Consider the following 25,913-nt stretch of genomic DNA (forward strand, 5'->3'; position numbering starts at 1 on the left):
GTTTCGCCACTGTAACTACCGCGCTGTGCTTTTAGGGGCACCGCCGCGCCGGAGGTCGGCCACATCACGCCACGTCAGGCGCGTGGATGTGCCTGCTCGTAACTGCGCCGCAGGCGGTCGACCGAGACATGGGTGTAGAGCTGTGTGGTGGCGAGACTCGAGTGGCCGAGCAACTCCTGGACAGCGCGGAGGTCCGCCCCGCCGTCGAGCAGATGGGTGGCTGCAGTATGCCTGAGCGCATGCGGGCCGGTGGCAGCCGTGTCCCCCAGATCATCGAGCACATCCTTCACCTGACGCCGTACCGTTCTCGGATCGATCCGCCCACCGCGGCGGCCCAGGAACAGCGCCGGGCCGCTGTTCTCCGAGACCCACTGCGTCCTGCCGCGTCTCAGCCAGTCGTCGAGGGCGTGTCCGGCCGGTATGCCGTAGGGAACGGTCCGCTGCTTGTCGCCCTTACCGACGACGACGAGTACGTGCCGCTCGGTGTCGATGTCATCGAGGTCGAGCCCCACGAGTTCTCCCACGCGGATCCCCGTGCCGTACAGCACCTCCAGGATGGCCCGCTGCTGCAGTTGCCCAGGATCGCCCTGCTCCCGGCGCGCGTCGCCGTCCGCGAAGAGCGCCTGGGCCTGCCCCTGATTGAGCACGGCCGGCAGGGTGCCGGCGCGCTTCGGCGCCCGCAGCCGGAGGGCCGGGTTCGAGGGGATGACGTCCTCCCGGACCGCCCAGTCCATGAAGGTGCGGACGGATGCCGCGCGCCGCGCGAGGGTGGACCGCGCCAGGCCGGCCTCGTCGAGTACGCCCAACCACGTGCGGAAATGACGGAGCTCGAGGTGGCGGAGATCGGAGATCCCGGCGTGCTGGGCGTGCGTGAGGAAGAGCCCGACATCGGCCAGGTAGGCCCGCACGGTATGCGCGGACCGGTTCCGCTCGAGTGTCAGGTAGTCCTCGAACCCGGAGAGCGCTGCGGCGAGCGCGGGCGGACGTGCCTCAGCGGCCTTCACGTCCGTCACGGCGTTCACCTCCGTCACCGTCCGTCGCCGTCCGTCTCGATGCGGGTCACCAGGAGCCATGTCACCAGTATCCATGCCTTGCGGCGTCCGGTCCGGGTCCCCCGTCGGCAGCCGAACACGCCGAGGCTCTCCCGAAGGCAGACATGGCTGAGCTCAGCCGCCCGCCATCCGTGACAGCGCCTCTGCCTCACGGTCGAGCAACCGGATCTTCGTCTCGACGCCGGCGGCGTAGCCGATGACGGTCCCGGTACTACTGACGATCCTGTGGCCCGGCACGATGATCGACACCGGATTGGCGCGCACAGCGGCACCGATGGCCCGGCCCATACCGGCATTGCCGAGCTGCTCGGCGATGTCACGGTAGCTTCGGCGTTCGCCGAACGGGATGTCGATCAGTGCGGCCCACACCGCCCGCTGGAAATCGGTGCCGCGCAGTACCACAGGGACGTCGAAACGCTGCCGGTCCCCTGCGAAGTACTCCTCGAGTTCGACGGCCGCGCGGCCGAGCAGGCCGCATTCGGGGGTCTGCGGACTGTCGATCACCTTCCCCGCCGCGTCGGCGGTCGGCTCCGAGGATCGGGCCGACGGCGAGGACAACAGTGAGGACGACGGTGAGGACGCCGGCTGTCCGAGGAGGTCCGGCGCGGGACTCGGTGAATGATCGCCATGGTAGAGCCCGACGATGGCCGCGGCGTCGACCACGATGCGGAGCGGACTCACGGGGCTGTCGACATCGAGGTACGTGCGCTCGCCGCGCGGTGTGCGATCGTCCTGGTCATCGCGGGGTTGCCTGGTGGACATTGCGTTCTCCTTCGGGTGTGTGGCGTGGAAAGCTCGATCGTGGAGTTAGGCGGTACGCAGTAGGCGATTACTGGCAGGGCGGGGACGGGGGACGAGGGATGAGGAACGGGCGAACGTGTCAGCCCTTCTGCCGGAGCCATCCTTCGCTGGTTCTGATGGCAAGCCCGGCGAGTTCGAGCCGTGCAAGTCCACTCAGCACCTCCCGGGGAGCCAGTCCGGCGACGACGGCGAGCTTGTCCACTGTCGTGGAGGACCGGACGGGGAGGGCGTCCAGCACCAGCAGGTCGGGGATCGTGAGGCCGTCCTGGTCCCGGACCGGCGCGGTGGCCTCCCGCAGGCGATCGCCTGTCGGCACGCTGCCGATGGGCCCGGCAAGTTCGGCTACATCTGCCGCATCGGTGACGCAGACGGCCGTTCCGTCCCTCAGCAGCCGGTGGCACCCCGCGGAGTTGGCCGAATGGACCGAGCCGGGCACAGCCCCAACGGGCCTGCCGAGCCCGGCAGCATGATGCGCCGTGTTCAGTGCACCCGACCGCCAGCGCGCCTCCACGACGACGGTCACCCCACTCAGGGCCGCGATCACCCTGTTCCGCTGCAGGAAACGCCATCGTGTCGGCGAACTCCCCGGCGGCACCTCGGAGATCAACAGCCCCCGGGAGGCTATGACCCGCAGGAGCTCCTCGTTCCCTGCCGGGTAGTAGCGATCGACACCACAGGCCAGAATGGCGACGGTGGGCGGCTGATCGTCGTCACCCGAGGCAAGGGCTGCACGGTGTGCCTGTGCGTCGATTCCGTAAGCACCACCGGACACCACGGAATACCCACGCAGCACGAGACCTGAGGCCATCTCGGCGGTCACGGACGCCCCGTACGAGGTGCTGTCCCTCGATCCGACGACTGCCGCCAACCGATCGAGGGGAGGGACGGCGTGGACGCCGCGCACCCACAGGCACAGGGGAGCCGCAGACTGGAGATCGTCCAGAGCAGCGGGCCACTCCCCCGACTCCGGGGTGACCAGCCTGCCCGAGAGCCGCCCGAGCGTCGCCAGATCCCGGTCGGGAGCCAGGTCCGGGACCCGGGGCGCCCACCGGTCGAGCCCCTCCTGCAGGTGGTCACGGCGACCATCCCCGTCCATGCCCAGGAGCTCGTAGAGTGACGTCCGCACCTCCCGACCCGCTGTGAGGTCACCCCGGGCGATCCGCAGGGCGTCCACAGGGCCCACGACGGCGGCGAGTCCGAGGCCGACGGTGTCGGACGGCTCGAAGAGTCTCGACAGCGCCGCCCGCGCGCGAGAGGTTTCGGGGACGGAGGCCGTCATGCCGCTCGCTCCTGCAAACGGAAACCGAGAGCGGTGATGACGTCGTCGGCGTCGGGCCTCTGCCGGCCGACGAGGTCGGCGATGGTCCATGCGACGCGCAGCACACGATCCCACCCGCGTGCACTGACGAGGCCGCGGTCCAGGGCCTTGTCCAGGGGAGCCGTCACCGACCGAGGAAGAGCGAGCTCACCGCGCAGGACACGGCCCTCCACTTCCGCATTCGTGGAATGGTTCCAACGGCTCAGACGACTGCGCTGTGCGGCCCGCGCCTCGGCGACCCGCGCCGCGACGACCTTCGAGGTCTCGGCCGACGGCCCGCATGCGTAGTCGGCGAGACTCACGCGCTGCACGGCCAGTTGCAGGTCGACGCGGTCCAGCAGCGGTCCCGACAGCCGGTTGAAGTATCTGCGGCGCTGTTGAGCCGTGCATAGGCAATCGATCCCCTTCCCGTTGGCGAGACCGCAGGGACAGGGATTCAGTGCGAGGACCAGCTGGAACCTGGCAGGATACGACGCAGTGCCCGAGGCCCGGTGGAGGACCAGACGTCCGCTCTCGAGCGGCTCCCGGAGCGCTTCGAGCACCCGACGTTCGTACTCCGGCGCTTCGTCCAGGAACAGGACGCCGCGATGCGCTCTGGACGCCGCGCCGGGCCGCGGGATACCGCTTCCACCGCCGATGATCGATGCCGGCGTGGAGGTGTGGTGCGGACTCTCGAAGGGTGGTTTCCGAACGAGCTCTGCGCAGTGCTGCTCACCACTCAGACTGTGGATGGCGGTCACCTCCATGGCGTGATCGTCCTCGAGGTCCGGCAGGATGCCGGGAAGCCGCTCGGCCAGCATCGTCTTGCCCGCGCCCGGCGGACCCATCATCAGGAGATGGTGCGCACCGGCCGCAGCGATCTCGAGAGCGAACCGCGCTTCGTGCTGGCCCGCGATGTCCGCCAGGTCCTTCACGGCCACCGGCTGCGGGACGGATGTGACCGCTGCCGTCCGCGGCACGGAATCGACAGGACCACCGCCGGTGATGTCGGCGCCGAAGGCCAGGGCCACCGCGGTGAGCGTGGAGAAGGACCGCACCTCGGCGGCGGGGACGAGGGCCGCTTCCGCTTCGTTCTCCGTCGCCACGACGATGCACCGGTGTCCGGCCTCGACGGCCGCCATGACCGCCGGCAGGACCCCCCGCACGGGACGGAGCTGTCCATCGAGCCCGAGCTCGGCGATGAAGACTGTGGGACCGCACCCCCGCACGTCGCCCGCAGCGGCCAGGGCTGCCATGACGATCGCCAGGTCGAATCCGGACCCCCTCTTCGGCAGGGATGCCGGAATGAGGTTCACAGTGATCTTGCGCCTGCTCAGCGGCGTCCCGGCGTTGCGCGCAGCTGCCCGGATGCGATCCTTGGCCTCGTTCAGCGACGCGTCCGGGAGGCCGAGCAGCACGAACGCCGGGAGCGTCTGTCCGATGTCGGCCTCGACCTCCACGACGTGGCCGTTCATCCCGACCAGGGACACGGCGTAGGTCCGGCCGAGCACGATCAGATCACCGACCGCACGTGTTCGATCCGGGGAGCACCGGAACCGTCGTCGAGGACCCCCACCGCGTCGATGCGGAATCCGCTGAAGCGCAGGTTGTGTGCGCGTGCCCATTTCGACGCGAGCAGGTACAGCCGCGCGAGCTTGCTCGCCGTGATGGACTCGAGCGGCTGCCCGAAATCGTCCGAGCTACGCGTCTTGACCTCGACGATCACGAGCGTGGACCCGTCCACGGCCACCAGGTCTATCTCACCGGCCGGGCACCGCCAGTTCCGGTCCACGATCCTCAACCCGCTACGTTCCAGATATTCGGCAGCCGTCGCTTCCCCGCGGCGGCCCAGTCGGTCCTTCGCCAACATGGCCATCACCTCCTCGTCCAGCCTCCGACCAACCACGGGGGCACAGGGGAAGAAGGGCAGCTATGTGGACAACGGCCGCCGAGCATCTGGTCACGTCACGGCAGGGCAGACCCCGGGGCGGAATCCACCGACACCTGGCGGGGAATCACGACAGAAAGGGTCCCGCCGCGGACCTGACGACCCCGTGACGGGCGGAGGGGCCAGGAGACAACCGCGGCAGCGCGCCCAGAATTCGGTGGCCCGCCCGCCGCTCCGCCTCGTAGCGTGGAGGAACAGCGGCGCCGACCGACGCCGGACGAGCAGTGAGGGAGAGAGCCGTGTCCGAGCCGAACGATATCCAGACCGGCGGCAGCGAAGCCGACGTCCAGGAACAGGGTGGGGTCGACCAGCCCGGTGGATCTCCGCCCGCCGCCCGGGGAAACGGGGACGGGACCGGCGGATCGGAGGCCGACCGGCAGGAGCAGCGGACCCCGGCACTCGTCGACGACGCCGAAGGCCGTGAGATCGGCGACGTCGGTGAGGCCGGGATAGCAGGCGAGGGAACCGGCGGCTCGGAGGCCGACCGTCTGGAGCAGGCCTCGGACGTGCGGACCGACGGCGAGGACGCCTTCCCCCGAGGATCAGCCGAGGACGGCCCCACGACCTGACCGGCTGTGGCGGCGGACGCCACCGCCGGCGTACCCGCCCTACACGCTCAGCGCGAGGCGATCAGCGCGACGCTGCCCGCCCGACGCGATCAGCGAGATGTGCTCCGTCCGACGCGATCAGTGAGATGCGCCCGGATCAGTTGCCGAGCGTGCCGTCCTTTGGCAGGGCGATGTCGTCGGACTTCGCCAGCTCCTCGACGTTCACGTCCTTGAAGGTGATGACGCGGACGTTCTTCACGAAGCGGGCGGAACGATAGACGTCCCACACCCAGGCGTCCTGCAGGGTCAGGTCGAAGTAGACCTCTCCGTCCGCGGACCGCGCCTGGAGGTCGACGTTGTTCGCCAGGTAGAACCGGCGCTCGGTCTCCACCACATAGCTGAAGAGCCCCACGACGTCGCGGTATTCGCGGTAGAGCTGAAGCTCCATGTCGGTTTCGTAGTTCTCAAGATCCTCGGCACTCATTCGACCATCATCCCGTACTTTCCAGGCGTGGCGTGCCCGGCCGCTCCGCGCTCCCGAGCCGCCAGGTCTTCCGGTGGTGGTCGCTGGGCCCCACGGCGTCGATGGCGCCCCTGTGCATCCCGGTGGCGTATCCCTTGTTGACCTCCCAGCCGAACGCCGGGTGCTCGGCCGCGAGGGCGACCATCAAGGCGTCACGCTCCACCTTCGCGAGCACGCTCGCCGCAGCGACGCTCAGGCAGGTGAGATCCGCCTTGATCTTCGTGTGGACGGGCGCGGCGCAGCCGCGTGTCCGGTCCGGCAGGGCATCCCCTCCAGTGGGGAAGAGGACGTCCTGCGACGGAGCGGAGAGCCAGTCGTGATTGCCGTCGAGCACGACGACGTCGGGCGTGAGATCCTCGAGCACGGAATCCCAGGCGCGACCTCCGGCGGTCCGGAGCGCAGCCATGAGTCCCAGGGCGTCGATCTCCGCTGCGCTCGCGTGCCCGACGGCGGACGCCACGGACCAGCGACGGATGCGCGGCACGAGCGCCACACGCTCGGCGGGAGTCAGCAGCTTGCTGTCACGCACGCCGCGGAGCCCCGCCGCGGAGGCGAGATCCACGACGACGATGCCGACCGACACGGGTCCCGCCAGCGCGCCCCTGCCCACCTCGTCGCAGCCGGCGACGAAGCGGTGGCCCAGGTCGAGGAAGGTCTTCTCGAACCTCAGGGTGGGAGCCTTCGATCTCTTGCCCCGCGGCCGCGTCATGGGCCCGACGGTGTGGGCCGCGCAGCCGCCTCCGGGTCGGGGATGCCGTCGAAGACGTCGGGGTAATTTCCGAGGAAACCGATGCGGTTGAGGGGCCAGGCGATGACGGCCGCCTTGCCCTCGATGTCCTCGACGCTGACGAAACCCTCCCCCGGCTTGTCCCGATTGGCCCGCGAGTCGGCGGATGCGTTTCGGTGATCGCCCATGACCCAGACCTTCCCCTCGGGCACGACGACGTCGAACGGGGTGTCCGACGGGTTCGCGCCGGGGAACAGGTAGGGCTCGTCCAGCGGTTCGCCGTTGACCGTGATGCGGCCCTCGGCGTCGCAGCAGATGACCTGGTCCCCGGCGAGCCCGATCACGCGCTTCACGAGATGCTGCTGGGACTCGTCGGGGGCGAGGCCGATGAAGATCAGGGCTTCCTTGAACCAGCCGACCTGGGATTCGGCCTGCGGGGGCAGCCACCCTTCGGTGTCGCGGAAAACCACGATGTCACCGCGCTGGAGGTCGAAGGGCTGCGGCACGAGCTGGTTCACGAAGATGCGGTCGTCGATCTCGAGGGTCTCCTCCATCGAACCCGAGGGGATGAAGAACGCTCGGAAGAGGAAGGTCTTGATGAGGAAGGAGAGGAGCAGCGCGATCACCACGATCGTGGCGATCTCCTTCAGCCAGGCCCCGAATCCGCGGTCCGATTCCTTCCTGTCCTGTGGGGTGTGCGAGGACCGGGAGGCCCGCCTGGAGGTCCCCTCAGCGCTCTGGGCGTCCGCCGCTCCCCCGGATTCCTGGGAGTGGACGGGATCCGTGGCGGGTGCCTCGGCCCCCGCCGGCGACTTCCTGCGGAAGCTGCGTGCCATGTGCTGATGTCCTCCGGGATCGTGGTGGCCGGCGGTCGTCCCACCGACGGCATTGCTGCGTGGGCGGGGTTCTGCCGCCCGGCCCGTCGGCTCAGCCGTCGTGCCGTTCGAGCGGCCCGAACCGGTCCACAGGCCAGACTAGCTGAAAGGCCCGCCCGATGATCCGTTCCCCGGGTACGAGTCCTCCTCCGGGAGCGCCCAGCAGGGACCTCGAGTCCATGGACACGGACCGGTGGTCGCCGAGCAGCCAGACCCGTCCGTCGGGAACGACGACGTCGAAGGCCTGCTCGCTCGGGACGTCGCCGGGGAAGACGTACGGTTCGTCCACGGCGCGTCCATTGACCCTCAACCGACCGTCCTCGGCGCAGCAGACCACGCGGTCTCCGGCGACGCCGACGACGCGCTTGATGTAGACGGTGTCGCTTCCTGCCAGGCCGAGCCACTGGCCGGCACCCGCGATGACCCGCTGCGGGAGGCTCCGCTGGTCGGTGATGGGATCGAAGGAACCCCTGCCGTCGAACACCACCACATCCCCCCGCCGCACATCGGCCCCGGTGTCCTCGAGTTTGTTCACGAGAACGCGGTCCCCTTCCGTCAGGAGTGGTTCCATCGATCCGGAGGGGATGAAGTACACGTCGATCAGGAACGCGCGGACCAGGCCGGTGATGACGGCCGCGACGAGGATGGCGGAGAACACGAAACGCCAGCCCGTTCGACGGGACCGGCGTTTCGTGTGCTCTCCGACTGCGCGTCGGGAAGCGGGGGTTTCATGCACCAGGAGAGGTTACTTGACCGTCTTGGGGTCGCGCTTCTCCTTGATCTTGGCTGCCTTGCCGCGCAGTTCACGCATGTAGTACAGCTTGGCGCGGCGCACGTCGCCCCGGGAGACGAGCTCGATCTTGTCCAGCACCGGGCTGTGGACGGGGAACGTACGCTCCACGCCGACGCCGAAGCTGACCTTGCGGACCGTGAAGGTCTCGCGGATGCCGTCACCCTGGCGGCCGAGGACGAACCCCTTGAAGATCTGAACACGGGTGTTCTTGCCTTCGATGATGTTGACGTGGACGTTGACGGTGTCTCCGGCGCGGAAGTCGGGGACGTTGTCGCGGAAGGATCCGGCGTCGACGGAATCGAGAATGTGCATTGTCGTACTCCTGGTGAACGCCACAGGTCATTCACGTGGGTCACGGCGATCAAGGACAGGACGAAGCCCGGGCAATGTCGCCGAAGAGATTGTCCCGGCCGATCCGAAGGCTCGGTGGCCGGTGTGAGACTGTTGGCAGGACGCCCCCTGTGGCAGGGTCCGGCCCAGTGGACACAATCCATCATTGTTCCACAATCGCGGCCCCAACCGCTAATGGGCGGGGCGCGTGAGCCTGCCGTCGACGACGTCGAATCCGGCTCCGCGGAGCGCCGCGAGATCCGCTTTCGTCAGCGCTGTCGCGTCGACGTCCGCGAGGAGATCCGGCCGCCGGTCTGCGGTGCGCCGGAACTGCTCCACCCGCCGCCACTGGGCGATCTTCGCGTGGTTTCCGCTGAGCAGGACCTCCGGGACGTCGCGGCCGCGCCAGGACGACGGCTTGGTGTAGACGGGGTATTCCAGGAGCCCGTCGGAGTGCGATTCCTCCACGAGGGACTCCGGGTTGCCGACCACGCCGGGAATGAGCCGGCCCACCGCCTCGACCATGGCCAGCACGGCGACCTCGCCGCCGTTCAGCACATAGTCGCCGAGCGAGACGGGCCGGACGTCGAAACCGTCCCGGGCCCACTCGATGGCACGCTCGTCGATGCCCTCGTACCGGCCGCAGGCGAAGACCAGGTGATCGAGGGACGCCATGTCGTGGGCCATGGCCTGATCGAACACCGCGCCGGCCGGCGACGGTACGACCAGAGTGGGGCGGTCGGGAGACGGCGCGTCCGCCAGCACGGCATCCAGCGCCTGTGCCCACGGCTCCGGCTTCATGACCATGCCCGCGCCACCACCGTAGGGTGTGTCATCCACGGTGCGGTGCCGGTCGGTGGTGAACGTGCGCAGATCGTGCACACGTACATCGAGGACGCCGTCCTGCCGCGCCTTGCCGATCAGTGACAGCTCGAGCGCGGCGAGGTACTCCGGGAAGATGGAGACGACGTCGATGCGCACTAGTCGCGCGCCTGGCCTTCGGCCGTGACGCGCGCGGTGTCGGGGGCGTCCCCGGGAGCGGCCTCGCCCGGGAGGTCCGGAGCGGCGTCGTCGCCGTCGTCCGGGGCCTGGTTGGAACCGGGCGTGTTGAGGTCGAAGAGTCCCGCCGGCGGGACGATGACGACGAAGCCCTCGTCGGGGTTCACCTCGGGAACGATGGAGCCGACGAAGGGTACGAACGCCTCGTGTCCGCCCGTGAGTTCGACGACCAGGAGGTCCTGCACCGCCATCGTGCGCAGGGCGGTCACCCTCCCGACGGGCGCACCGTCCACCCGGGCCTCGAGCCCCACGAGCTCGTGCTCGTACCAGGAGTCGTCGTCATCATCCTCGGTGCCGGTGGTGTCGATGAAGAGCTGGGCGCCGCGCAGCGTCTCCGCAGCGTTGCGGTCGGCCACCTGCTCGAACGCGACGATCAGGATGTCCTTGTTCCAGCGGGCCTTCGCGACGGTCAGCTCCGGCACCTTCGCGCCTTCGACCCGGAACGTCTCCCCTGCGTCGAAGCGGTCCTCGGGGGCGTCCGTGAAGAGCTGGACCGTGACCTCACCCTTGATGCCGTGGGGCTTCCCGATCCTGGCGACGAGTACATCCATGGTGGTGCTCCTGCTGTTGGGCCGATGCGGCGGTGGAAGAGGGTGGAACATGAGATCGGCCCCACCGCCAGGTCCTGGTGGTGGGGCCGATCTCGGCGTTCCTGCACTGCTCGGGGCGTCAGCCTCGGCGACGGTCGGTGTCGACGACGTCCACGCGGACCGGTTCGCCGTCCGCGAGGGCGGCGACCACCGTGCGCAGTGCACGGGCGGTGCGGCCCTGACGTCCGATCACGCGACCCAGGTCCTCCTGGTGCACGCGAACCTCCAGAGTCTCGCCGCGACGGTTGTTCTTCGCGGAGACCCGGACGTCGTCCGGGTTGTCGACGATACCGCGGACGAGGTGCTCCAGGGCGTCGGCGAGCAACTTACTCTGCCTCGGTGGCTTCCGTGGCGGTGTCGTCGGCCTTCTTCGCCTTCGGCGTGATGGCCTCGGGGACGATCACGGAACCCTTCTCGGGGGCGACGAAGGATTCCTTGGGCGCCTTGGTCCTCAGGGTGCCTTCCTGGCCCTTGAGTCCCTTGAACTTCTGCCAGTCACCCGTGATCTTGAGGAGCACGGAGACCTGCTCGGTCGGCTGGGCGCCGACGCCGAGCCAGTACTGGGCCCGATCGGAGTCGATCTCGATGAACGAGGGCTCCTCGGTGGGGTTGTACTTGCCGATCTCTTCGAGGGCACGGCCATCACGCTTGGAGCGTGCATCCATGACGACGACACGGTAGAACGGTGCGCGGATCTTGCCCATGCGCTTGAGGCGAATCTTTACGGCCACTTGTGTGGTCACTCCTTGTTAACGAAAAGGGGCGAACCCGTCATCCTGCTCCCGTGGGGCGGGCCATTCATGGGGGTTCAAAGGACACAATGCGCGCAGAGAGAGGGGCTGCACGGATCGAGTACGGCTCTATTGTGCCAGATGGCTCCGGCTTTAGGCGATTCCGTCGGCGCCCGGCCCCGTCGTGACCCTCAGCTGGTTCTTCCACGGGTCCTCGAAGCGCAGTTCCTCCCCCGTGTGCCGGCTCTCGATGCCTGCGACGGACAGACGGTCGGCGAGCGCCGCCACCTCGTCGGCGCCCGGCACGCGGATGAGGACCTCCCCGAGCCCGAGGGTGTCCCGGCGCGGGCCGGCCCCCCTGCTGTTCCAGACGTTCATCGCCATGTGGTGGTGGTACCCGCCCGCGGAGACGAAGAGTGCCTGGTCGTGCCACCCGGCGGTGCGCTCGAAGCCGAGCGCCTCCACGTAGAACCGGTGCGCGGTCCCGACGTCTCCGACCTGGAGATGGACGTGCCCGACGGCGGCACCCCTCGACTCGGCCTGCGTCATCGCGTCCTCGGTCAGGTGCTGCTCGAGGTAGTCCCTGGGCGGAAGGGGCAGGCTGTCCATGACCACGGTGCGTGCGCCGCCGTCGCCGGGGGTCCATGCCCAGCTCTCCCTCGGCCGGTCGACGTAGAGCTCGATCCCGTTGCCCTCCGGGTCGGTGAAGTAGAACGCCTCGCTGACGAGGTGGTCCGCGCTGCCGACGTAGGTACTCAGGGGGTGCTTGCCCGCCGAGGCGACGGCGGCGGCGAGGTCGGCGGGCTCCTCGAAGAGGAGCGCGGTGTGGAACAGGCCGGCCTGGCCGGGCGGCGGCAGCCGCAGGTGCCCTGCCGATTCGAGGCGGAGGACCGCGCTGCCGCGTCGACCCAGAACGACGGCGTCCGTACCGTCCTCGAGCACCGCGAGCCCGAGCGCGGTGCGGTAGTAGGTGGACATGGCGGCGAGATCGCCGACCCTGAGGGTCAGGGTGCCCATGGTCGTGTCGGTGGGCAGCAGGTCCTGCGTCTGCATGGGGAGCTCCTTGAAGTAGGTGTACTCCGTCCAACTACTTGAAGCTTCAAGTTATTCCGCGCAGCGTCCAGCCACGACCCCACCCCGCAGGACGACGGCGTGCGGGGCCGCCAGGGTGCCGACGTCGAGCCGTGGATCCTCTGCACAGACGACGGCGTCCGCGCTCGCGCCCTCCTCGATACCGGGGAAGCCGAGCCAGGTACGCGCTGACCAGCAGGCTGCGTCGAGTGCTGCCACCGGTCCGAGTCCCGCCGTCGCGAGAGCGGCGATCTCGTCCGGGAGCCTGCCGTGCGCTATCACGCTGCCGGCATCCGTTCCCGCGAAGACGGGGACGCCGGCGTCGAAGGCCCGGCGGACCATCGCGTGGCGCCCGCCCCACAGCGCGCGCATGTGCGCCGCGTAGTCGGGGTACTTCCCGGCAGCGCCGGCCGCGATGGCGGGGAAGGTGTCGATGTTGATCAGCGTGGGGACGATCGCGACACCCTGCTCGACGAAACGCGGGATGTGCCGCGGCAGCATGCCCGTCGCATGCTCGATGCAGTCGATCCCCGCGTCCAGCATGGCGTCCAGTGTGTCCGCCGCGAAGCAGTGGGCCGTGACGCGGGCGCCCTCGGCGTGGGCGGCGGCCACGGCGTCGCTGAGTGCGGCCGGCGGGAATGCCGGCATCAGGTCGCCGACGGAGCGGTCGATCCAGTCGCCCACGATCTTGACCCAGCCGTCACCGCGGCGGGCCTGCTCCGCCACCGCCGCGGCCAGACCCTCCGGCTCCACCTCGACGGCGTAGTCCCGGAAGTACCGACCGGTTCTGGCCACATGACGCCCGGCGCGTACGAGCCGCGGCAGGTCGTCCCGCTGCTGGATCCACCGGGTGTCGTTGACCACCCCGGCGTCACGGATGAGCAGCGTGCCCGCATCGCGGTCCTGCAGGGCCTGCTCCTCGGCGAGACTGTCCGGCACGAGGCCGCGCCGGTCCAGCCCCACGTGACAGTGCGCATCGACGAGCCCGGGCAGCACCCAGCCCTCGATCACCCGGCCGGGACTGCCTGCAGGCCTCGCGAAGGTGAACCGTCCGGCCTGGAGGTACACGTCACGCACGGTCAGCGTCGGCGAGAGCAGGACGGTTCCGGTGAGGTGGGTGTAGCCGCCGTCGTCGACACTCATGCTGTCCCGTCGCCGTCCGGGTTCATGCCACGGACTCCGCGGTGCCTGTCCGCAGGAAGGCGCGGATGAGCGCGTCCCCCTCCCGGGAATCGTGCGGGCGGTGCCCTCCGGGTGCCTGCCGATGGACCGCGCCCGTGCCGGCGAGGTAGTCGGCGACCTCCTCGTACAGCGGCTCCCAGCCGCCCGTCAGGACGAAGGTCGGGACACCGGGGACGATCGACAGCGGCGCCTCCCACGGTGGACTGTGCAGCCTCAGTCGCGCGGCGCTGCGCCTGGCTTCGGCGGTCGTCGGAGGCTGCGCGTCCGCCGAGAAGGCACGGCGCACGAATTCCTGGAGGAACTCGTCGTCCGACATCGTGGTCCGGTCGGCGAACAGTGGCGTCATGAGGGCGATGTGCGCGGCGGTCGCCGGGAGTTCCGCCGTCAGGGAGAAGCACGCGGGTTCCACCAGCGTCAGCGTGCGGACCAGGTCGGGCCGCTCCACCGCGAGCATCATTGCGGCGACCGCCCCCTGGGAGTGCGCGACGACGTGGCCGCCGCCGCCCAGCGCCTCGGCGACGATTGCCTGGTCGCGGGCGTGGTCCGTCGGCTCCGGTTCCCCGGTCGTGGAGAAGCCGTGCCGTCGGACGTAGAGGCAGGCCAACTCGAGTGACAGCCCGTGCTGCCGGGGCCACGCCGCCGCTCCGAAGGACCCTGCACCGTGGACGAACACCACGCGTTCCGCCGGCATCAGCGTGCGGCGCGCCTGCTAGGCGCGGATGAGGCGGTCATGGCCGTGCTACTTCCCGAGGAATTTCTCGAAGCCCTTGGGGAGATTCATCGCGGAAGGATCGAAGTCCTGCTGTCCGCCGCCGAAGGCAGCGCCCGTCGGGGCCGCTGCGCGGGCCGCGGCACGCCGCGTCTCCGCCTCCTGCGCCTCGAGCGCGGCCTTCGCCGGGTTACCCGAGCGGGGCTTCTTCTTGCCCTTGGCCGCCGCGGCCTTCGTCTTCCGCGGCCCGCCGAAGCCGCCCGGGCCGGCCATTCCGGGCATGCCCGGGATCCCGCCGCCGGACGCCATCTTCTTCATCATCTTCTGCGCCTGCGAGAACCGCTCGAGGAGCCCGTTCACCTCGGACACGTGGACGCCCGAACCTCGGGCGATCCGTGCCCGGCGTGAGCCGTTGATGATCTTCGGGGCCACGCGCTCGTGCTGCGTCATGGAGCGGACGATCGCCTCGATGCGATCGATCTCGCGCTCGTCGAAGTTCTCGAGCTGCTCGCGCATGTTGGCCGCGCCGGGCATCATCATGAGCATCTTCTTCATGGAGCCCATGTTGCGGATCTGCTGCATCTGCGCGAGGAAGTCGTCGAGGGTGAAGTCCTCCTGGTCGGCGAACTTCTTCGCCATCCGGGCCGCTTCGTCCTTGTCCCAGGACTTCTCGGCCTGCTCGATCAGGGTGAGGATGTCGCCCATGTCGAGGATCCGCGAGGCCATGCGGTCAGGGTGGAAGAGTTCGAAGTCGTTGAGCCCCTCGCCCGTGGAGGCGAACATGACGGGCTTGCCGGTGACCGAGGCGACCGAGAGGGCCGCGCCGCCGCGGGCGTCGCCGTCGAGCTTGGTCAGGACGACGCCCGTGAAGTTCACGCCCTCGTTGAAGGCGAGCGCGGTGTTGACGGCGTCCTGGCCGATCATGGCGTCGATGACGAAGAGGACCTCGTCCGGGCTGATGGCCTCGCGGATGTCGGCGGCCTGCTGCATGAGCTCGGCGTCGACGCCAAGGCGGCCGGCCGTGTCGACGATCACGACGTCGTGCAGGCGGGTGCGCGCCTCGGCGATGCCCTGCCGTGCCACGGCGACGGGATCGCCGGTGGCCGCCTCGAACTCGGAGCTGACGCCGGGATGCGGTGCGTAGACGGGAACGCCTGCGCGTTCACCGTTGACCTGGAGCTGGCGGACCGCGTTGGGTCGCTGCAGGTCGCAGGCCACCAGGAGCGGGCTGTGACCCTGGCCCTTGAGCCACTTCGAGAGCTTGCCGGCGAGCGTCGTCTTTCCGGCGCCCTGGAGGCCGGCGAGCATGATGACAGTCGGCGGGTTCTTCGCGAGCCGGATGCGCCGGGTCTCCCCGCCGAGGATCCCGACGAGTTCCTCGTTGACGATCTTGACGATCTGCTGGCCCGGGTTGAGGGCCTGCGAGACCTCCAGCCCGAGGGCGCGCTCCTTGATGGCGGAGGTGAAGGCGCGGACCACGGGAACGGCGACGTCGGCGTCGAGCAGGGCCCGTCTGATCTCGCGGACCGTGGCGTCGATATCCGCCTCGGTGAGGCGCCCCTTGCCACGGAGGTTCTTGAAGGTCGCAGTCAGCCGGTCGGAGAGTGAATTGAACACGTGCCGTGAACTACTTTCATCGGGGAGTAAGAAGGCTCAGCTCCCAAGGGTATCAACTGGGCATGGCGGACGAGCTACCGCACGACCGGCCGCTCCGGGCAAACGGGCAGGACACGCGCAGGGATACATGGCAAGGTGAAACCGTGGACACTCATTCGCTCGCAGAACACGACAGCATCCCCGCCGAGGCCGACGAGCGCGTACGGACGCTGCTCATCCTCGGGGCGTCCGGCGACCTCACCGGCCGCCTGCTGCTCCCAGGCCTCGCGCGGCTCATCCGACTCGGCCGGGCGGACGGGCTGCGCCTCGTCGGCGCGGGGTCGGACGAGTGGACCGACGAGCAGTGGCGCGCGCGCCTCGACGACTCCTTCGCCGTCGCGCTGGGCAAGGCGGACGACGCCGGGAAAGCTGCCCTGCAGCAGGTGCGGGATGCCAGCACCTACCATGTGCTCGACGTGACCAAGGACGGCCTGGCCGACCTGGTCCACACCCTCACGGGCCCGGTCGCCATCTACTTCGCGCTGCCCCCGGCCATCAGTCAGCGCGCCTGCAGCGCGCTCGGTCCGGACTCGCTGCCCAAGAACACGCGGCTGGTCATGGAGAAGCCCTTCGGCACCGATCAGGCCAGCGCGCACAGCCTCAACGAGAAGCTCGCGAAGCTGGTCCCCGAACAGAACATCCACCGGGTGGACCACTTCCTCGGCAAGGCGACCGTGTTCAACATCCTGGGACTGCGCTTCGCGAACCGCATCCTCGAGCCGGTGTGGAACAACCTGCACATCGAGAAGGTCGAGGTGATCTTCGACGAGGACCTCGCGCTGGAGAACAGAGCACGCTACTACGACGGCGCGGGAGCGCTCCGCGACATGATCCAGAGCCACCTGCTCCACGTCATGGCCCTGCTGGCCCTCAACGCGCCGTCGACCCTGCACGAGCGCGACCTGCGGGACCACATCGGCTCGGTGCTCCGTGCCAGCTCCGTGGATCTCGACGACCCGTCCAGCAGCCGACGCGCCCGCTACACCGCCGGGACGATCGGGGACCGGCAGATCCCCGACTACACGGCCGAGCCGGGCGTCGACACGTCGAAGAACACGGAGACGCTCGCGGAGGTCACCGTGTCCATCAACAACGAGCGCTGGTCGGGCGTGCCGTTCGTCCTGCGCTCGGGCAAGGCCCTGGGTATCAAGCGCAAGGAGGCGGTCATCACGTTCCGACCGGTGAGCCACCTTCCCGTGGGATTCAGCGGTCAGGACGCGCCGACGAAGCTCCGCATCGGCTTCGGCCCGGACACCCTCCAGCTCGAGCTCGATGTCAACGGACCCGGTGACATCTTCTCCCTCGACCGCGCCACCCTCAGCGCCAACCTCAACGAGACGGACCTCCTCCCCTACGGCGAAGTGCTCGACGGCGTCCTCGCGGGAGACCCGACGCTCTCGGTGCGCGGTGACACGGCGGAGGACTGCTGGCGCATCGTGGAGCCCGTCCTCACGGCGTGGTCAGCGGGCCGGGTGCCGCTGGAGGAGTACGAGGCCGGGTCCGCCGGGCCCGCCGACTGGCCCTCCTCGCACGGTCGGGCCTGACACCTCCGGCGAGGCGGGTGCCTGCCCGCTCGGATCGCCACGCGGACTACGCCCCGGCCGAGCGATGATGCGGCGGCGGACGGGATCGGCCGGCGCCAGGAAGGCGCCGGTCAACCCCGGACGGCAGGAAGCCCGGCCGGGTGTCCCGGCCGGGCTTCCTGTGTCCTACAGTGCTGCGTCCTGCGGTGCTGCAGTCCTGCGATGGAAAGAGGCTCCCCTACAGCGCGGCGTCCCCGCGCTCACCGGTCCGCACACGCACGGCTTCCTCGACCGGGATGACCCAGACCTTGCCGTCACCCGCCCTGCCCGTGTTGGCGGTGGAGACCAGCACGTCGACGATGTCGGTGACCCAGGCATCCGCGACGAGGACCTCGACGCGGGCCTTCTGCAGGAGGTCCACCGTGTACTCCGCGCCGCGGTAGACCTCGGTGTGGCCCCGCTGCCTTCCGTAGCCGCTGGCCTGGCTCACCGTGAGCCCCTGCACACCGTAGTTCTCGAGGGCCCCGCGGACGCCGTCGAGCTTGTCCGGCCGGACGATCGCTGTCACCAGTTTCATGAATGTACGCCCTCCGTGACGTTGTCCTGTGTGGTCTTCTGCTGCGCCGGCAGGGGTTCCGCCGGCTTCTGCTGCGTGAACATCTGCTCGGCGAAGGGGTGGAAGGACCCACCCACGCCCAGTCCGCCGAACTCGTAGGCGGTCTCCGCGTGCTCCGAGAGATCGACCCCGGACACCTCGCTGTCGCTGCTGATGCGGAACCCGATGGTCTTGTGGATGGCGAGGCCGATCACGGCTGTCATGACGGCGCTGAGCGCGATCGCGATGGCCGCGGCGACGATCTGCGCGACGAGCTGGTCGGCGCCGCCCCCGTAGAAGAGTCCGCCACCCTCGCCGTCGACCGGCAACATGATGAACCCGATGGCGAGCGTGCCGAGGATACCGGCGACGAGGTGGACGGCGACGACGTCGAGCGAATCATCGAAGCCCAGGCGGTACTTGAGGCCGACCGCGAGGGCGCAGACGGCACCGGCGACGAGCCCCAGGCCGATCGCCCCGACGGGGCTGACGTTGGCGCAGGCCGGTGTGATCGCGACGAGCCCGGCAACGATGCCCGACGCCGCGCCCAGCGAGGTGGGGCGGCCGTCGCGGATGCGCTCGGTCATGAGCCAGCCGACCATCGCGGCAGCAGGAGCGGCCATCGTGTTGACCCAGATGAGGCCGGCTTCCTCGGCCGAGCCGGCGGCGCCGCCGTTGAACCCGAACCAGCCGAACCAGAGCAGGGCGGCACCGAGCATGACGAAGGGGATGTTGTGCGGGCGCTGAGCCGGGTCCTTGCCGAAGCCCTGGCGCTTGCCGAGGATGATCGCGAGCACGAGTGCTGCGACGCCGGCGCTGATGTGGACCACCGTGCCGCCGGCGAAGTCGATCGCCTCACCCACGGCACCTCCGACGGCGCCGTCCGCGCTGAGGAGTCCCCCGCCCCAGACCATGAAGGCGAGCGGGCAGTACACGGCCGTCACCCAGATCGGGACGAAGATGGTCCACGCCCCGAACTTGGCGCGGTCGGCGATCGCACCGCTGATCAGGGCGACCGTGATGATGGCGAAGGTCGCTCCGTACCCGGCGCCGATGAGGTCCTCGGTACCGATGAGACCGGACATGCCGAAGGATGCGAAGGGGTTGCCGAAGACCTGGCCGATCCCCTCCCCGCCCGTCATCGAGTAGCCCCAGAGAACCCACACGATGCCCACGAGGCCGACGGCGATGAAGCTCATCATCATCATGTTCAGCGCGGACTTGGCACGGGTCATCCCGCCGTAGAAGAAGGCGAGGCCGGGGGTCATGAGAAGTACGAGGGCAGCTGAGATCATCACCCAGACGTGGCCTGCTGTCAGATCCATCAAACACGATCCTTCCAAAGGGGCGGGGACTTCCCGCTCCTCAAGAATGCTGTTCTCGTGTTTCCTTCCCGGGGGCTTCACATTGCGCGGACGTTACAACAGTCTCACCGAGGTAAAAGCTCCGTGACCGTGATGTTTCCGGCAGATTTCGGCGGGCCGGACGAATGGTTGCGAAATGGGCCGTGCGTCAGTTCAGGAGGGCGTCCACGAAGCCCTCGGCGTCGAACGGCGCGAGATCGTCCGCGCCCTCCCCCAGCCCGATCAGCTTCACGGGCACGCCCAGGCTCCGCTGGATCGCGACCACGATGCCGCCCTTCGCGGTGCCGTCGAGCTTCGTGAGGACGATCCCGGTGATGTTCACGACCTCCGCGAAGACGCGTGCCTGGGTGAGCCCGTTCTGGCCGGTCGTGGCGTCGAGGACCAGGAGCACCTCGTCGACGGTGCCCTGTTTCTCCACGACGCGCTTGACCTTGCCCAGCTCGTCCATGAGGCCCACCTTGTTCTGCAGCCGGCCGGCCGTGTCGATCAGGACCACGTCGACCTCCTGGTCGATCCCCGCCTTCACGGCCTCGAAGGCCACCGACGCGGGGTCGGCGCCGTCGACGTCGGACTTGACCGTGGGAACGCCCACCCGGGCTCCCCAGGTGGCGAGCTGCTCGGCGGCGGCGGCGCGGAACGTGTCCGCGGCACCGAGGATCACGTCCTTGTCATCGGCGACGAGCACCCGGGCGAGCTTGCCGACCGTCGTCGTCTTGCCGACGCCGTTGACGCCGACGACCATGACGATCGCGGGCCGGTCCGCGTGACGCGCGGTTGCCAGCGAGCGGTCCATCGACGCGTCGACGAGCTTGACCAGTTCCTCGCGCAGCATGTCCTTGACCTCGGCCGGGTTGCGGCTGCCCGCCACCTTCACCCGCTCGCGCAGCGCGTCGACGAGTTCCATGGTCGGTTCGGTGCCGAGATCGGCCATGAGGAGGGTCTCCTCGACCTCGTCCCAGACGTCCTCATCGATCCGGTCGCGTGACAGGAGGGCCAGCAGTCCCTTGCCCAGCGCGTTGTTCGACCGCACGAGCCGGGCACGGAGGCGCGCGAGGCGTCCCTGCACGGGGTCCACCGTGTCGAGGCTCGGGACGGCAGGGGTCTCCTCGAGGCCACTGAGGTCATCCGGGACCAGGACATCGGTGGTCACTCCGTCCGGGCTGTCCAGGACGTCGATGGACGTGGCGCCGTGGGCGCCACCCGACGGCTGGTCATCGGCGTCGCGGGACGAGGGATACAGTCCGGGCGGCGTCCTCCGGCCCCGCACCAGGAGCACGGCGAGGGAGCCGACGACGGCGAGCGCGAGGACGACGAAGATGACGGGCAGGAGGAGATCATTCACGGATCCACCTTCTCATACGGGCCGGGACCGAAGGATTGAGTGCCGCGGCGGGAGCGGTGGCACAATTCGAGAACCATGGCCGGCACTCCTCGCGCACGCAGACCCTTCCTTCCCGGCGTCCCACGCCTCCCGCGGCGCACCCCGCCCGGAGCCGATCCGGCGCCCGTCAGGGAACCCATCCCGCGGGAGATCAGGGTCCTCATCGCCGCGGCCTTCGTGATCGCCATCGGCTTCGGCCTGGTGGCTCCGATCCTGCCGCAGTTCGCGCAGAGCTTCGACGTCGGAGTGACCGCCTCGGCGGTGATCGTCAGCGCCTTCGCCTTCACCCGGCTGGTGTTCGCGCCCGCCGGCGGGCGGCTGGTCGAGCGGCTCGGGGAACGTCCGGTGTACATCGTGGGGCTCCTGATCGTCGCGCTGTCCACGGCCGCCTGCGCCTTCGCCGGGGACTACTGGCAGCTCCTCGTCTTCCGGGCGCTCGGCGGTATCGGCTCCACCATGTTCACGGTCTCGGCGATGGGCCTGATCGTGCGCCTTGCCCCTCCTGCCATCCGCGGCAGGGTGTCGGGGGCCTACGCCACCGCGTTCCTCCTCGGGAGCATCGGCGGGCCGATCGTCGGCGGCCTGCTGGCGCGGTTCGGCCTTCGGGTTCCCTTCCTCGTCTACGCCGTCGCCCTGCTGATCGCCTCGGCGGTGGTCTTCTTCCAGTTGAAGGACACCTCCCTCGCGGATCGCCGGGCCGCCCGCGCCAAGCCACCCCTGACGGTGCGGGAGGCGGTGAGGGATTCCGGGTACCGAGCGTCCCTCGCGTCGAGCTTCGCGAACGGGTGGTCCTCGTTCGGGGTCCGGATGGCGCTCGTCCCCCTCTTCGCCGACGTCGTGCTGGGCGCGGGGACCGAGATCGCGGGGATCTCGCTCGCGTTCTTCGCCGGCGGTACCGCGCTGGCCCTCACGGCGTCGGGCCGGCTCGCGGACTCGCTCGGCAGGCGGCCGCTCGTGATCACGGGGCTGATCGTCAACGGGGCTGCCATGGTGGCGCTCGGGTTCTCGGGGAACGTCGTCGTGTTCCTCGCTCTGTGCGTCGTGGCCGGGGTGGGGACCGGGCTGCTGAACCCGGCGCAGCAGGCAGCGGTGGCCGACGTGATCGGCAACGACCGCAGCGGAGGGAAGGTCCTCGCGACGTTCCAGATGAGCTCGGACTTCGGTGCCATCCTGGGTCCCGTCCTCGCGGGACTCATCATCGACCAGCTCCCCTTCGGCTCCTTCGCTCTCGCGTTCGCGGCGACGGGCGTGCTGACGGGCCTCGCGGCCCTCGTTTGGGCGACGTCCCGGGAGACCCTGCCCGCGCCGGCCGGCACCACCCGCTAGTCCTACACGCCGCTCGTCCTACGGGCCGCTGACGCTCTCCACATCCTCCGCGAGACGCTGGCTGATGACGGTCGAGACGCCGTCGCCCCGCATCGTCACGCCGTACAGGGCGTCCGCGACCTCCATGGTCCGCTTCTGGTGCGTGATGATGATGAGCTGGCTGGACTCGCGGAGCTCCCGGAAGATGGTGATGAGCCGGCCGAGATTCGTGTCGTCGAGGGCCGCCTCCACCTCGTCCATGACGTAGAACGGTGACGGGCGCGCCTTGAAGATCGCCACGAGCAGCGCCACGGCCGTGAGTGACCGCTCGCCGCCGGAGAGGAGCGAGAGCCGTTTGATCCGCTTGCCCGCGGGCCGTGCCTCGACCTCGATGCCGGTGGCGAGCATGTCCTCCGGGTCGGTCAGGACGAGGCGCCCCTCGCCCCCCGGGAAAAGGGTCGCGAAGACGCGTTCGAACTGCTCCGCGGTGTCGCGGTAGGCGGCGGTGAACACCTGCTCCACGCGTTCGTCCACCTCGCGGATGATGTCGAGGAGATCCTTCCTCGTGGCCTTCAGATCCGCCAGCTGCGTGCTGAGGAACTGGTGCCGCTCCTCCAGCGCCGCGAACTCCTCGAGGGCGAGCGGGTTGACCTTCCCCAGCGCTGCCAGATCGCGTTCGGCCCGCCTGAACCTCTTCTCCTGCTGCTCCCGCACGAACGGGACGCCCTGCGGTACCGGGTTGCCGTCGTCGTCGACCGGCGTACGGAGGGCCGCCCACCTGTCCTCGCTCACGGCGTCCTCCGGCACCGGCTGGTGCGGACCGAACTCCTCGACGAGGTGGTCCGGGGTGAGTCCGAGCTCCTCGACCGATCGGTTCTCCAGCGCCTCGATCGTCAGCCGCTGCTGTGTCCTGGCCAGCTCGTCCTGGTGCGCGGAGTCGGTGAGCCGGGCCACCTCCACCCCGAGCTCGGCGTTCCTGGCACGGACGGCCTGGAGCTCCGCGTCCTGCTGTTCCCGCAGGCGCTCGGCCTCGTCCCGGCGGGACGCCGCGAGCGCCACGGAACGCGCTGCCTGCGCACCCGCCCGTCGGGCCGCCTCGGCGACCGCGGCAGCCTTCGACGCCTGGACCTGACGGAGACGAGCCTTCTCAGCGGCCTGCTGCCGAGCCCGGCGCTCGGACTCGGCGGCTCTGTCGAGCGACGCCGCCCGATTGGCGAGGGCCGTCAGCTGCTCCTCGCGGCTCCGGAGCGCGAGCCGCGCCTCGAGTTCGGCCTGCCGTGCGGCGACGGCGTCGCGGTGGAGGGCGTCCCGCCGCTCCGTGGACGGGTCCGCCTCCACGGGTTGCTGCTGCAGGTCCTCGAGCCGCCGGGCCGCGTCCTGCAGCCGGAGCTCCTCGCCGGCGAGATGGGCCTCCGCGGCCTCCGCGAGTTTCGTGAGCCGCTCGGCATCTCCCGACGCCGAGCGGAGTTCGGCGTTGAGCCGCCCGAGCCGCTCGGCGACCGCCGCCATCCTCGCGTCCGATTCGTTCAGGCGCTCCAGTGCCTCGTCCACCCGCTGCTGCGCGGAGTCGCGGGCGGCTCTCGTCGAGGAGAGGACGAACCGGAGCCGTTCCGTCTCGGCCACGGCCACGGCGAGCCGCTCCTCGGTCTCCTCCGCGGCCGCCCGCAGTTCGAGGTAGCCGGCCGCGCTGGGGGTCCCGCCGCGGGCGACGACGCGGGACAGGACGTCCCCGTCCAGGGTGACGGCGATCTCGGCACGGCCGTCCTCGATGACGCTCCGGGCCCGCTCGAGGTCCGCGACGGCGACTGCGCCGTGGAGGAGGTGCGCGAGGACGGGCTGCACGGCGGAGGCCCCGGCCACCACATCGAGCAGCGGGGTCCCCTCCGCACGGACGGTACCGGTGGTCATCCGCCCCTGCGCTTCCGGCTCCCGGCTCCCGGCGGCGGTCCCGGGCGCGACGACGAGGGAGACCTGGCCGGCGTCGGCCTGTTTCATCGCCTCCAGGGCGAGCACCGCCGCGGAGAGACTCTCGACGGCGACGGCGTCGGCCGCGCCGGCGAGGACGGCGGCCACCGCCTTCTCGAAACCGGTGGCGACCTGCAGGATCTCGGCGAGCGGACGGGAGACGCCGTCGAGCCCTGCCGCGAGCAGTGCGCTCGAGCCGTCACGCCGCTGCAGGCCCTCCTGCTGGGCGTCGAGGCGGGCAGCCAGGGCGCCGCGCTCACGCTCGGCGGCCTGCTCCTGCCGCACCAGGGCCTCGAGATCGCCCGTGAACCCGGCGAGGATACCCGCGGCCTCCTCGTAGTCGGCGTCCAGGCCCTCCTCACCTTCCTCGTCGCCGGCCACCTGACCCTCGAGGACCGTGAACTCGCGCTGGGCGGCGCGCCGTCGGTCCTCCGCCTCGGTGATGGACACCCGCAGCCGCCCGAGCTCGGCGACCGCCGACTCGACGCGCGACCGCGCTGCCCCCACGGTTCCCGCGAGCCGCGCATCGCCCTCGCGGCGATCGGCCGCAATACGGAGCAGGCGGGCCAGCCGCGCATCCTCGGCGGCCGCGGCATCCTCGGCCTCCCGCCGGTGTGCCAGGGTCGATTCCAGTGCGGTTCCGAGCGTGAGAATCTCCTGCTCGAGCTCGGAGACCTCGGAGCGTACGCGTGCTGCCTGACGCTCCAGCTGGTCCGGATCACGCCCGCGATCGGGCTCGACGCCGCCCTGCCCGAGAAGATGACCCCGATCGTCCGCCCGGGCAGCGAGCGCTGTCAGTTTCTCGCGGACGCTCGACAGCGCATACCAGGTCTCGCGCGCCCGATTGAGGGCGGGTACGGCGGCGGCCGCCGCCTGCTCGAGCGCGGCCTGGCGCTCCCGCCCTGCCGTGAGGGCCCGTTCCACCTCGTCGCGCCGGGCCTGGAGCGCCGACTCGGCGGCGACGTCGCGCTCGAACCCGGCGCGCAGGGTCACCAGTTCGTCGGCCAGCAGCCGCGACCGGGCGTCGCGGACGGCGAACTGCACCTGTTGCGCGCGCCGGGCGACGTCCGCCTGCTTCCCGAGCGGCGTGAGCTGGCGGCGCAGTTCGCCCGTGAGATCGGAGAGCCGTGCCAGGTTGGCCTGCATGGCATCGAGCTTCCGGACCGTCTTCTCCCGACGCCGGCGGTGCTTCAGGATCCCCGCCGCCTCCTCGATGAAGCCCCGCCGATCCTCCGGGGTGGCGTGCAGCACCTTGTCCAGTTGCCCTTGGCCGACGATGACGTGCATCTCGCGTCCCAGCCCGGAATCCGACAGCAGCTCCTGGATGTCGAGCAGCCTGCAGTTCTTGCCGTTGATCGCGTACTCGGACCCGCCCGCGCGGAACAGTGTCCGCGAGATGGTGACCTCGGAGTACTCGATGGGGAGCGCGCCGTCCGCGTTGTCGATCGTGAGGGAGACGTGGGCCCGCCCGAGGGGCGGCCGGCCGGACGTCCCGGCGAAGATGACGTCCTCCATCTTGCCGCCGCGAAGGGTTTTGGCTCCCTGCTCCCCCATGACCCAGGCCAGGGCGTCGACGACGTTGGACTTCCCGGAGCCGTTGGGGCCGACGACGGCGGTGACGCCGGGCTCGAACTCGAAGGTGGTCGCCGAGGCGAAAGACTTGAACCCTCGCACGGTTAGACTCTTCAGATGCACGGTGTCAGGATCTCCAGGTCGTTTGGGACCTCCCTAATCTACTGGAACGTACCGACCGTCCGGCGTATTGGGCCCGCAAGACCGAGTATGAGGGCGAATCCAGGGTGACCCACCCCGGCATTACGAAGTAGGCTTACAAAAGTTTCAGCAGTATTCAGAGGCGTCCAGGCCGATCCATCCGTGGGTCCTTTCC

25 protein-coding genes are annotated in these 25,913 nt (G+C 69.8%); 3 read left to right on the forward strand and 22 right to left on the reverse strand.

Annotated elements, in window-relative coordinates; all coding sequences use genetic code 11:
• Positions 1-74 precede the first annotated feature (74 nt).
• The 5 genes from FJV46_RS13875 to FJV46_RS13895 form a co-directional block, all read right to left on the reverse strand.
• Complete coding sequence (locus tag FJV46_RS13875) at positions 75-1,013, reverse strand: tyrosine recombinase XerC (RefSeq protein WP_420836680.1); 939 nt, start codon at positions 1,011-1,013, stop codon at positions 75-77.
• Between the two features lie 153 nt (positions 1,014-1,166).
• Complete coding sequence (locus FJV46_RS13880) at positions 1,167-1,814, reverse strand: methylated-DNA--[protein]-cysteine S-methyltransferase (protein WP_087026641.1); 648 nt, start codon at positions 1,812-1,814, stop codon at positions 1,167-1,169.
• Positions 1,815-1,932: 118 nt separating this feature from the next.
• Positions 1,933-3,132 (reverse strand): DNA-processing protein DprA, encoded by a 1,200-nt coding sequence (dprA, locus tag FJV46_RS13885; RefSeq protein ID WP_087026645.1) that lies wholly within the window; start codon positions 3,130-3,132, stop codon positions 1,933-1,935.
• Positions 3,129-4,664, reverse strand: a complete 1,536-nt coding sequence (locus FJV46_RS13890) for a YifB family Mg chelatase-like AAA ATPase (RefSeq protein WP_087026790.1) — start codon at positions 4,662-4,664, stop codon at positions 3,129-3,131. The genes dprA and FJV46_RS13890 overlap by 4 nt, the downstream gene beginning before the upstream one ends.
• Positions 4,664-5,029, reverse strand: a complete 366-nt coding sequence (locus tag FJV46_RS13895) for a YraN family protein (protein WP_179195189.1) — start codon at positions 5,027-5,029, stop codon at positions 4,664-4,666. The genes FJV46_RS13890 and FJV46_RS13895 overlap by 1 nt, the downstream gene beginning before the upstream one ends.
• A 308-nt stretch (positions 5,030-5,337) precedes the next feature.
• Between FJV46_RS13895 and FJV46_RS13900 the strand changes: the two genes are divergently transcribed.
• The gene (locus FJV46_RS13900) at positions 5,338-5,667 is read left to right on the forward strand and encodes an Rv3202a family protein (RefSeq protein WP_087026647.1); all 330 of its coding nucleotides are present in this window, start codon (positions 5,338-5,340) and stop codon (positions 5,665-5,667) included.
• 136 nt (positions 5,668-5,803) lie between these two features.
• Here FJV46_RS13900 and FJV46_RS13905 read toward each other — a convergent pair whose 3' ends face one another.
• From FJV46_RS13905 to ffh, 13 genes are all read right to left on the reverse strand, one after another.
• Positions 5,804-6,130: a DUF2469 domain-containing protein gene (locus FJV46_RS13905; RefSeq protein WP_087026650.1), complete on the reverse strand. Its 327-nt coding sequence runs from the start codon at positions 6,128-6,130 to the stop codon at positions 5,804-5,806.
• Between the two features lie 7 nt (positions 6,131-6,137).
• Complete coding sequence (rnhB, locus tag FJV46_RS13910) at positions 6,138-6,878, reverse strand: ribonuclease HII (RefSeq protein WP_087026653.1); 741 nt, start codon at positions 6,876-6,878, stop codon at positions 6,138-6,140.
• The gene (gene lepB / locus FJV46_RS13915) at positions 6,875-7,732 is read right to left on the reverse strand and encodes a signal peptidase I (protein ID WP_087026656.1); all 858 of its coding nucleotides are present in this window, start codon (positions 7,730-7,732) and stop codon (positions 6,875-6,877) included. Before lepB (FJV46_RS13915) ends, rnhB begins: the two co-directional genes overlap by 4 nt.
• A gap of 91 nt (positions 7,733-7,823) precedes the next feature.
• Complete coding sequence (gene lepB / locus FJV46_RS13920) at positions 7,824-8,507, reverse strand: signal peptidase I (RefSeq protein ID WP_240046478.1); 684 nt, start codon at positions 8,505-8,507, stop codon at positions 7,824-7,826.
• A gap of 9 nt (positions 8,508-8,516) precedes the next feature.
• On the reverse strand, positions 8,517-8,876 hold the full coding sequence (gene rplS / locus FJV46_RS13925; protein ID WP_087026661.1) for a 50S ribosomal protein L19: 360 nt from the start codon (positions 8,874-8,876) through the stop codon (positions 8,517-8,519).
• A gap of 210 nt (positions 8,877-9,086) precedes the next feature.
• Positions 9,087-9,875, reverse strand: a complete 789-nt coding sequence (trmD, locus tag FJV46_RS13930; protein ID WP_087026664.1) for a tRNA (guanosine(37)-N1)-methyltransferase TrmD — start codon at positions 9,873-9,875, stop codon at positions 9,087-9,089.
• On the reverse strand, positions 9,875-10,504 hold the full coding sequence (rimM, locus tag FJV46_RS13935) for a ribosome maturation factor RimM (RefSeq protein WP_087026667.1): 630 nt from the start codon (positions 10,502-10,504) through the stop codon (positions 9,875-9,877). Before rimM ends, trmD begins: the two co-directional genes overlap by 1 nt.
• Positions 10,505-10,622: 118 nt before the next feature.
• On the reverse strand, positions 10,623-10,868 hold the full coding sequence (locus FJV46_RS13940) for an RNA-binding protein (protein WP_055773313.1): 246 nt from the start codon (positions 10,866-10,868) through the stop codon (positions 10,623-10,625).
• A 1-nt stretch (position 10,869) separates the two neighbouring features.
• Positions 10,870-11,274, reverse strand: a complete 405-nt coding sequence (rpsP, locus tag FJV46_RS13945; RefSeq protein ID WP_087026670.1) for a 30S ribosomal protein S16 — start codon at positions 11,272-11,274, stop codon at positions 10,870-10,872.
• 153 nt (positions 11,275-11,427) lie between these two features.
• Entirely contained in the window at positions 11,428-12,327 is a 900-nt protein-coding gene (locus FJV46_RS13950) for a VOC family protein (protein WP_087026672.1), read from the reverse strand.
• 51 nt (positions 12,328-12,378) lie between these two features.
• Positions 12,379-13,488, reverse strand: coding sequence for an amidohydrolase family protein (locus FJV46_RS13955; protein ID WP_087026675.1), 1,110 nt, complete (start codon positions 13,486-13,488; stop codon positions 12,379-12,381).
• 22 nt (positions 13,489-13,510) lie between these two features.
• Positions 13,511-14,218, reverse strand: a complete 708-nt coding sequence (locus FJV46_RS13960) for an alpha/beta fold hydrolase (protein WP_087026677.1) — start codon at positions 14,216-14,218, stop codon at positions 13,511-13,513.
• Between the two features lie 48 nt (positions 14,219-14,266).
• Positions 14,267-15,853 carry a signal recognition particle protein gene (ffh, locus tag FJV46_RS13965; RefSeq protein ID WP_087026680.1) on the reverse strand — a complete coding sequence of 529 codons (1,587 nt, stop codon included), beginning with the start codon at positions 15,851-15,853 and terminating at the stop codon, positions 14,267-14,269.
• 143 nt (positions 15,854-15,996) lie between these two features.
• Between ffh and FJV46_RS13970 the strand changes: the two genes are divergently transcribed.
• Positions 15,997-17,436: a glucose-6-phosphate dehydrogenase gene (locus FJV46_RS13970; protein ID WP_232008398.1), complete on the forward strand. Its 1,440-nt coding sequence runs from the start codon at positions 15,997-15,999 to the stop codon at positions 17,434-17,436.
• Between the two features lie 217 nt (positions 17,437-17,653).
• Here FJV46_RS13970 and FJV46_RS13975 read toward each other — a convergent pair whose 3' ends face one another.
• From FJV46_RS13975 to ftsY, 3 genes are all read right to left on the reverse strand, one after another.
• The gene (locus tag FJV46_RS13975) at positions 17,654-17,992 is read right to left on the reverse strand and encodes a P-II family nitrogen regulator (protein ID WP_055773303.1); all 339 of its coding nucleotides are present in this window, start codon (positions 17,990-17,992) and stop codon (positions 17,654-17,656) included.
• The gene (locus tag FJV46_RS13980; RefSeq protein ID WP_087026686.1) at positions 17,989-19,335 is read right to left on the reverse strand and encodes an ammonium transporter; all 1,347 of its coding nucleotides are present in this window, start codon (positions 19,333-19,335) and stop codon (positions 17,989-17,991) included. The genes FJV46_RS13975 and FJV46_RS13980 overlap by 4 nt, the downstream gene beginning before the upstream one ends.
• Positions 19,336-19,522: 187 nt before the next feature.
• Positions 19,523-20,716: a signal recognition particle-docking protein FtsY gene (gene ftsY, locus FJV46_RS13985; RefSeq protein ID WP_087026689.1), complete on the reverse strand. Its 1,194-nt coding sequence runs from the start codon at positions 20,714-20,716 to the stop codon at positions 19,523-19,525.
• Between the two features lie 75 nt (positions 20,717-20,791).
• Between ftsY and FJV46_RS13990 the strand changes: the two genes are divergently transcribed.
• Positions 20,792-22,081, forward strand: coding sequence for an MFS transporter (locus FJV46_RS13990; protein ID WP_087026691.1), 1,290 nt, complete (start codon positions 20,792-20,794; stop codon positions 22,079-22,081).
• Positions 22,082-22,099: 18 nt separating this feature from the next.
• Here FJV46_RS13990 and smc read toward each other — a convergent pair whose 3' ends face one another.
• Positions 22,100-25,720, reverse strand: a complete 3,621-nt coding sequence (gene smc, locus FJV46_RS13995; protein WP_087026694.1) for a chromosome segregation protein SMC — start codon at positions 25,718-25,720, stop codon at positions 22,100-22,102.
• Between the last annotated feature and the right edge of the window lie 193 nt (positions 25,721-25,913).

The organism is Arthrobacter agilis (genome assembly GCF_006494655.1).
In the GTDB taxonomy this organism is placed as follows: Bacteria; Actinomycetota; Actinomycetes; order Actinomycetales; family Micrococcaceae; genus Arthrobacter_D; species Arthrobacter_D agilis.

Coding starts and splice junctions, on each gene's coding strand:
- FJV46_RS13955 (WP_087026675.1), bottom strand. CDS start 13,488: ATGAGTGTCGACGACGGCGGCTACACCCACCTCACCGGAACCGTCCTG.
- dprA (WP_087026645.1), bottom strand. CDS start 3,132: ATGACGGCCTCCGTCCCCGAAACCTCTCGCGCGCGGGCGGCGCTGTCG.
- FJV46_RS13980 (WP_087026686.1), bottom strand. CDS start 19,335: ATGGATCTGACAGCAGGCCACGTCTGGGTGATGATCTCAGCTGCCCTC.
- FJV46_RS13905 (WP_087026650.1), bottom strand. CDS start 6,130: ATGAGTGCCGAGGATCTTGAGAACTACGAAACCGACATGGAGCTTCAG.
- FJV46_RS13960 (WP_087026677.1), bottom strand. CDS start 14,218: ATGCCGGCGGAACGCGTGGTGTTCGTCCACGGTGCAGGGTCCTTCGGA.
- rnhB (WP_087026653.1), bottom strand. CDS start 6,878: ATGACGCGGCCGCGGGGCAAGAGATCGAAGGCTCCCACCCTGAGGTTC.
- rimM (WP_087026667.1), bottom strand. CDS start 10,504: ATGGATGTACTCGTCGCCAGGATCGGGAAGCCCCACGGCATCAAGGGT.
- FJV46_RS13975 (WP_055773303.1), bottom strand. CDS start 17,992: ATGAAACTGGTGACAGCGATCGTCCGGCCGGACAAGCTCGACGGCGTC.
- FJV46_RS13880 (WP_087026641.1), bottom strand. CDS start 1,814: ATGTCCACCAGGCAACCCCGCGATGACCAGGACGATCGCACACCGCGC.
- rplS (WP_087026661.1), bottom strand. CDS start 8,876: ATGCACATTCTCGATTCCGTCGACGCCGGATCCTTCCGCGACAACGTC.
- lepB (WP_087026656.1), bottom strand. CDS start 7,732: ATGGCACGCAGCTTCCGCAGGAAGTCGCCGGCGGGGGCCGAGGCACCC.
- FJV46_RS13990 (WP_087026691.1), top strand. CDS start 20,792: ATGGCCGGCACTCCTCGCGCACGCAGACCCTTCCTTCCCGGCGTCCCA.
- FJV46_RS13950 (WP_087026672.1), bottom strand. CDS start 12,327: ATGCAGACGCAGGACCTGCTGCCCACCGACACGACCATGGGCACCCTG.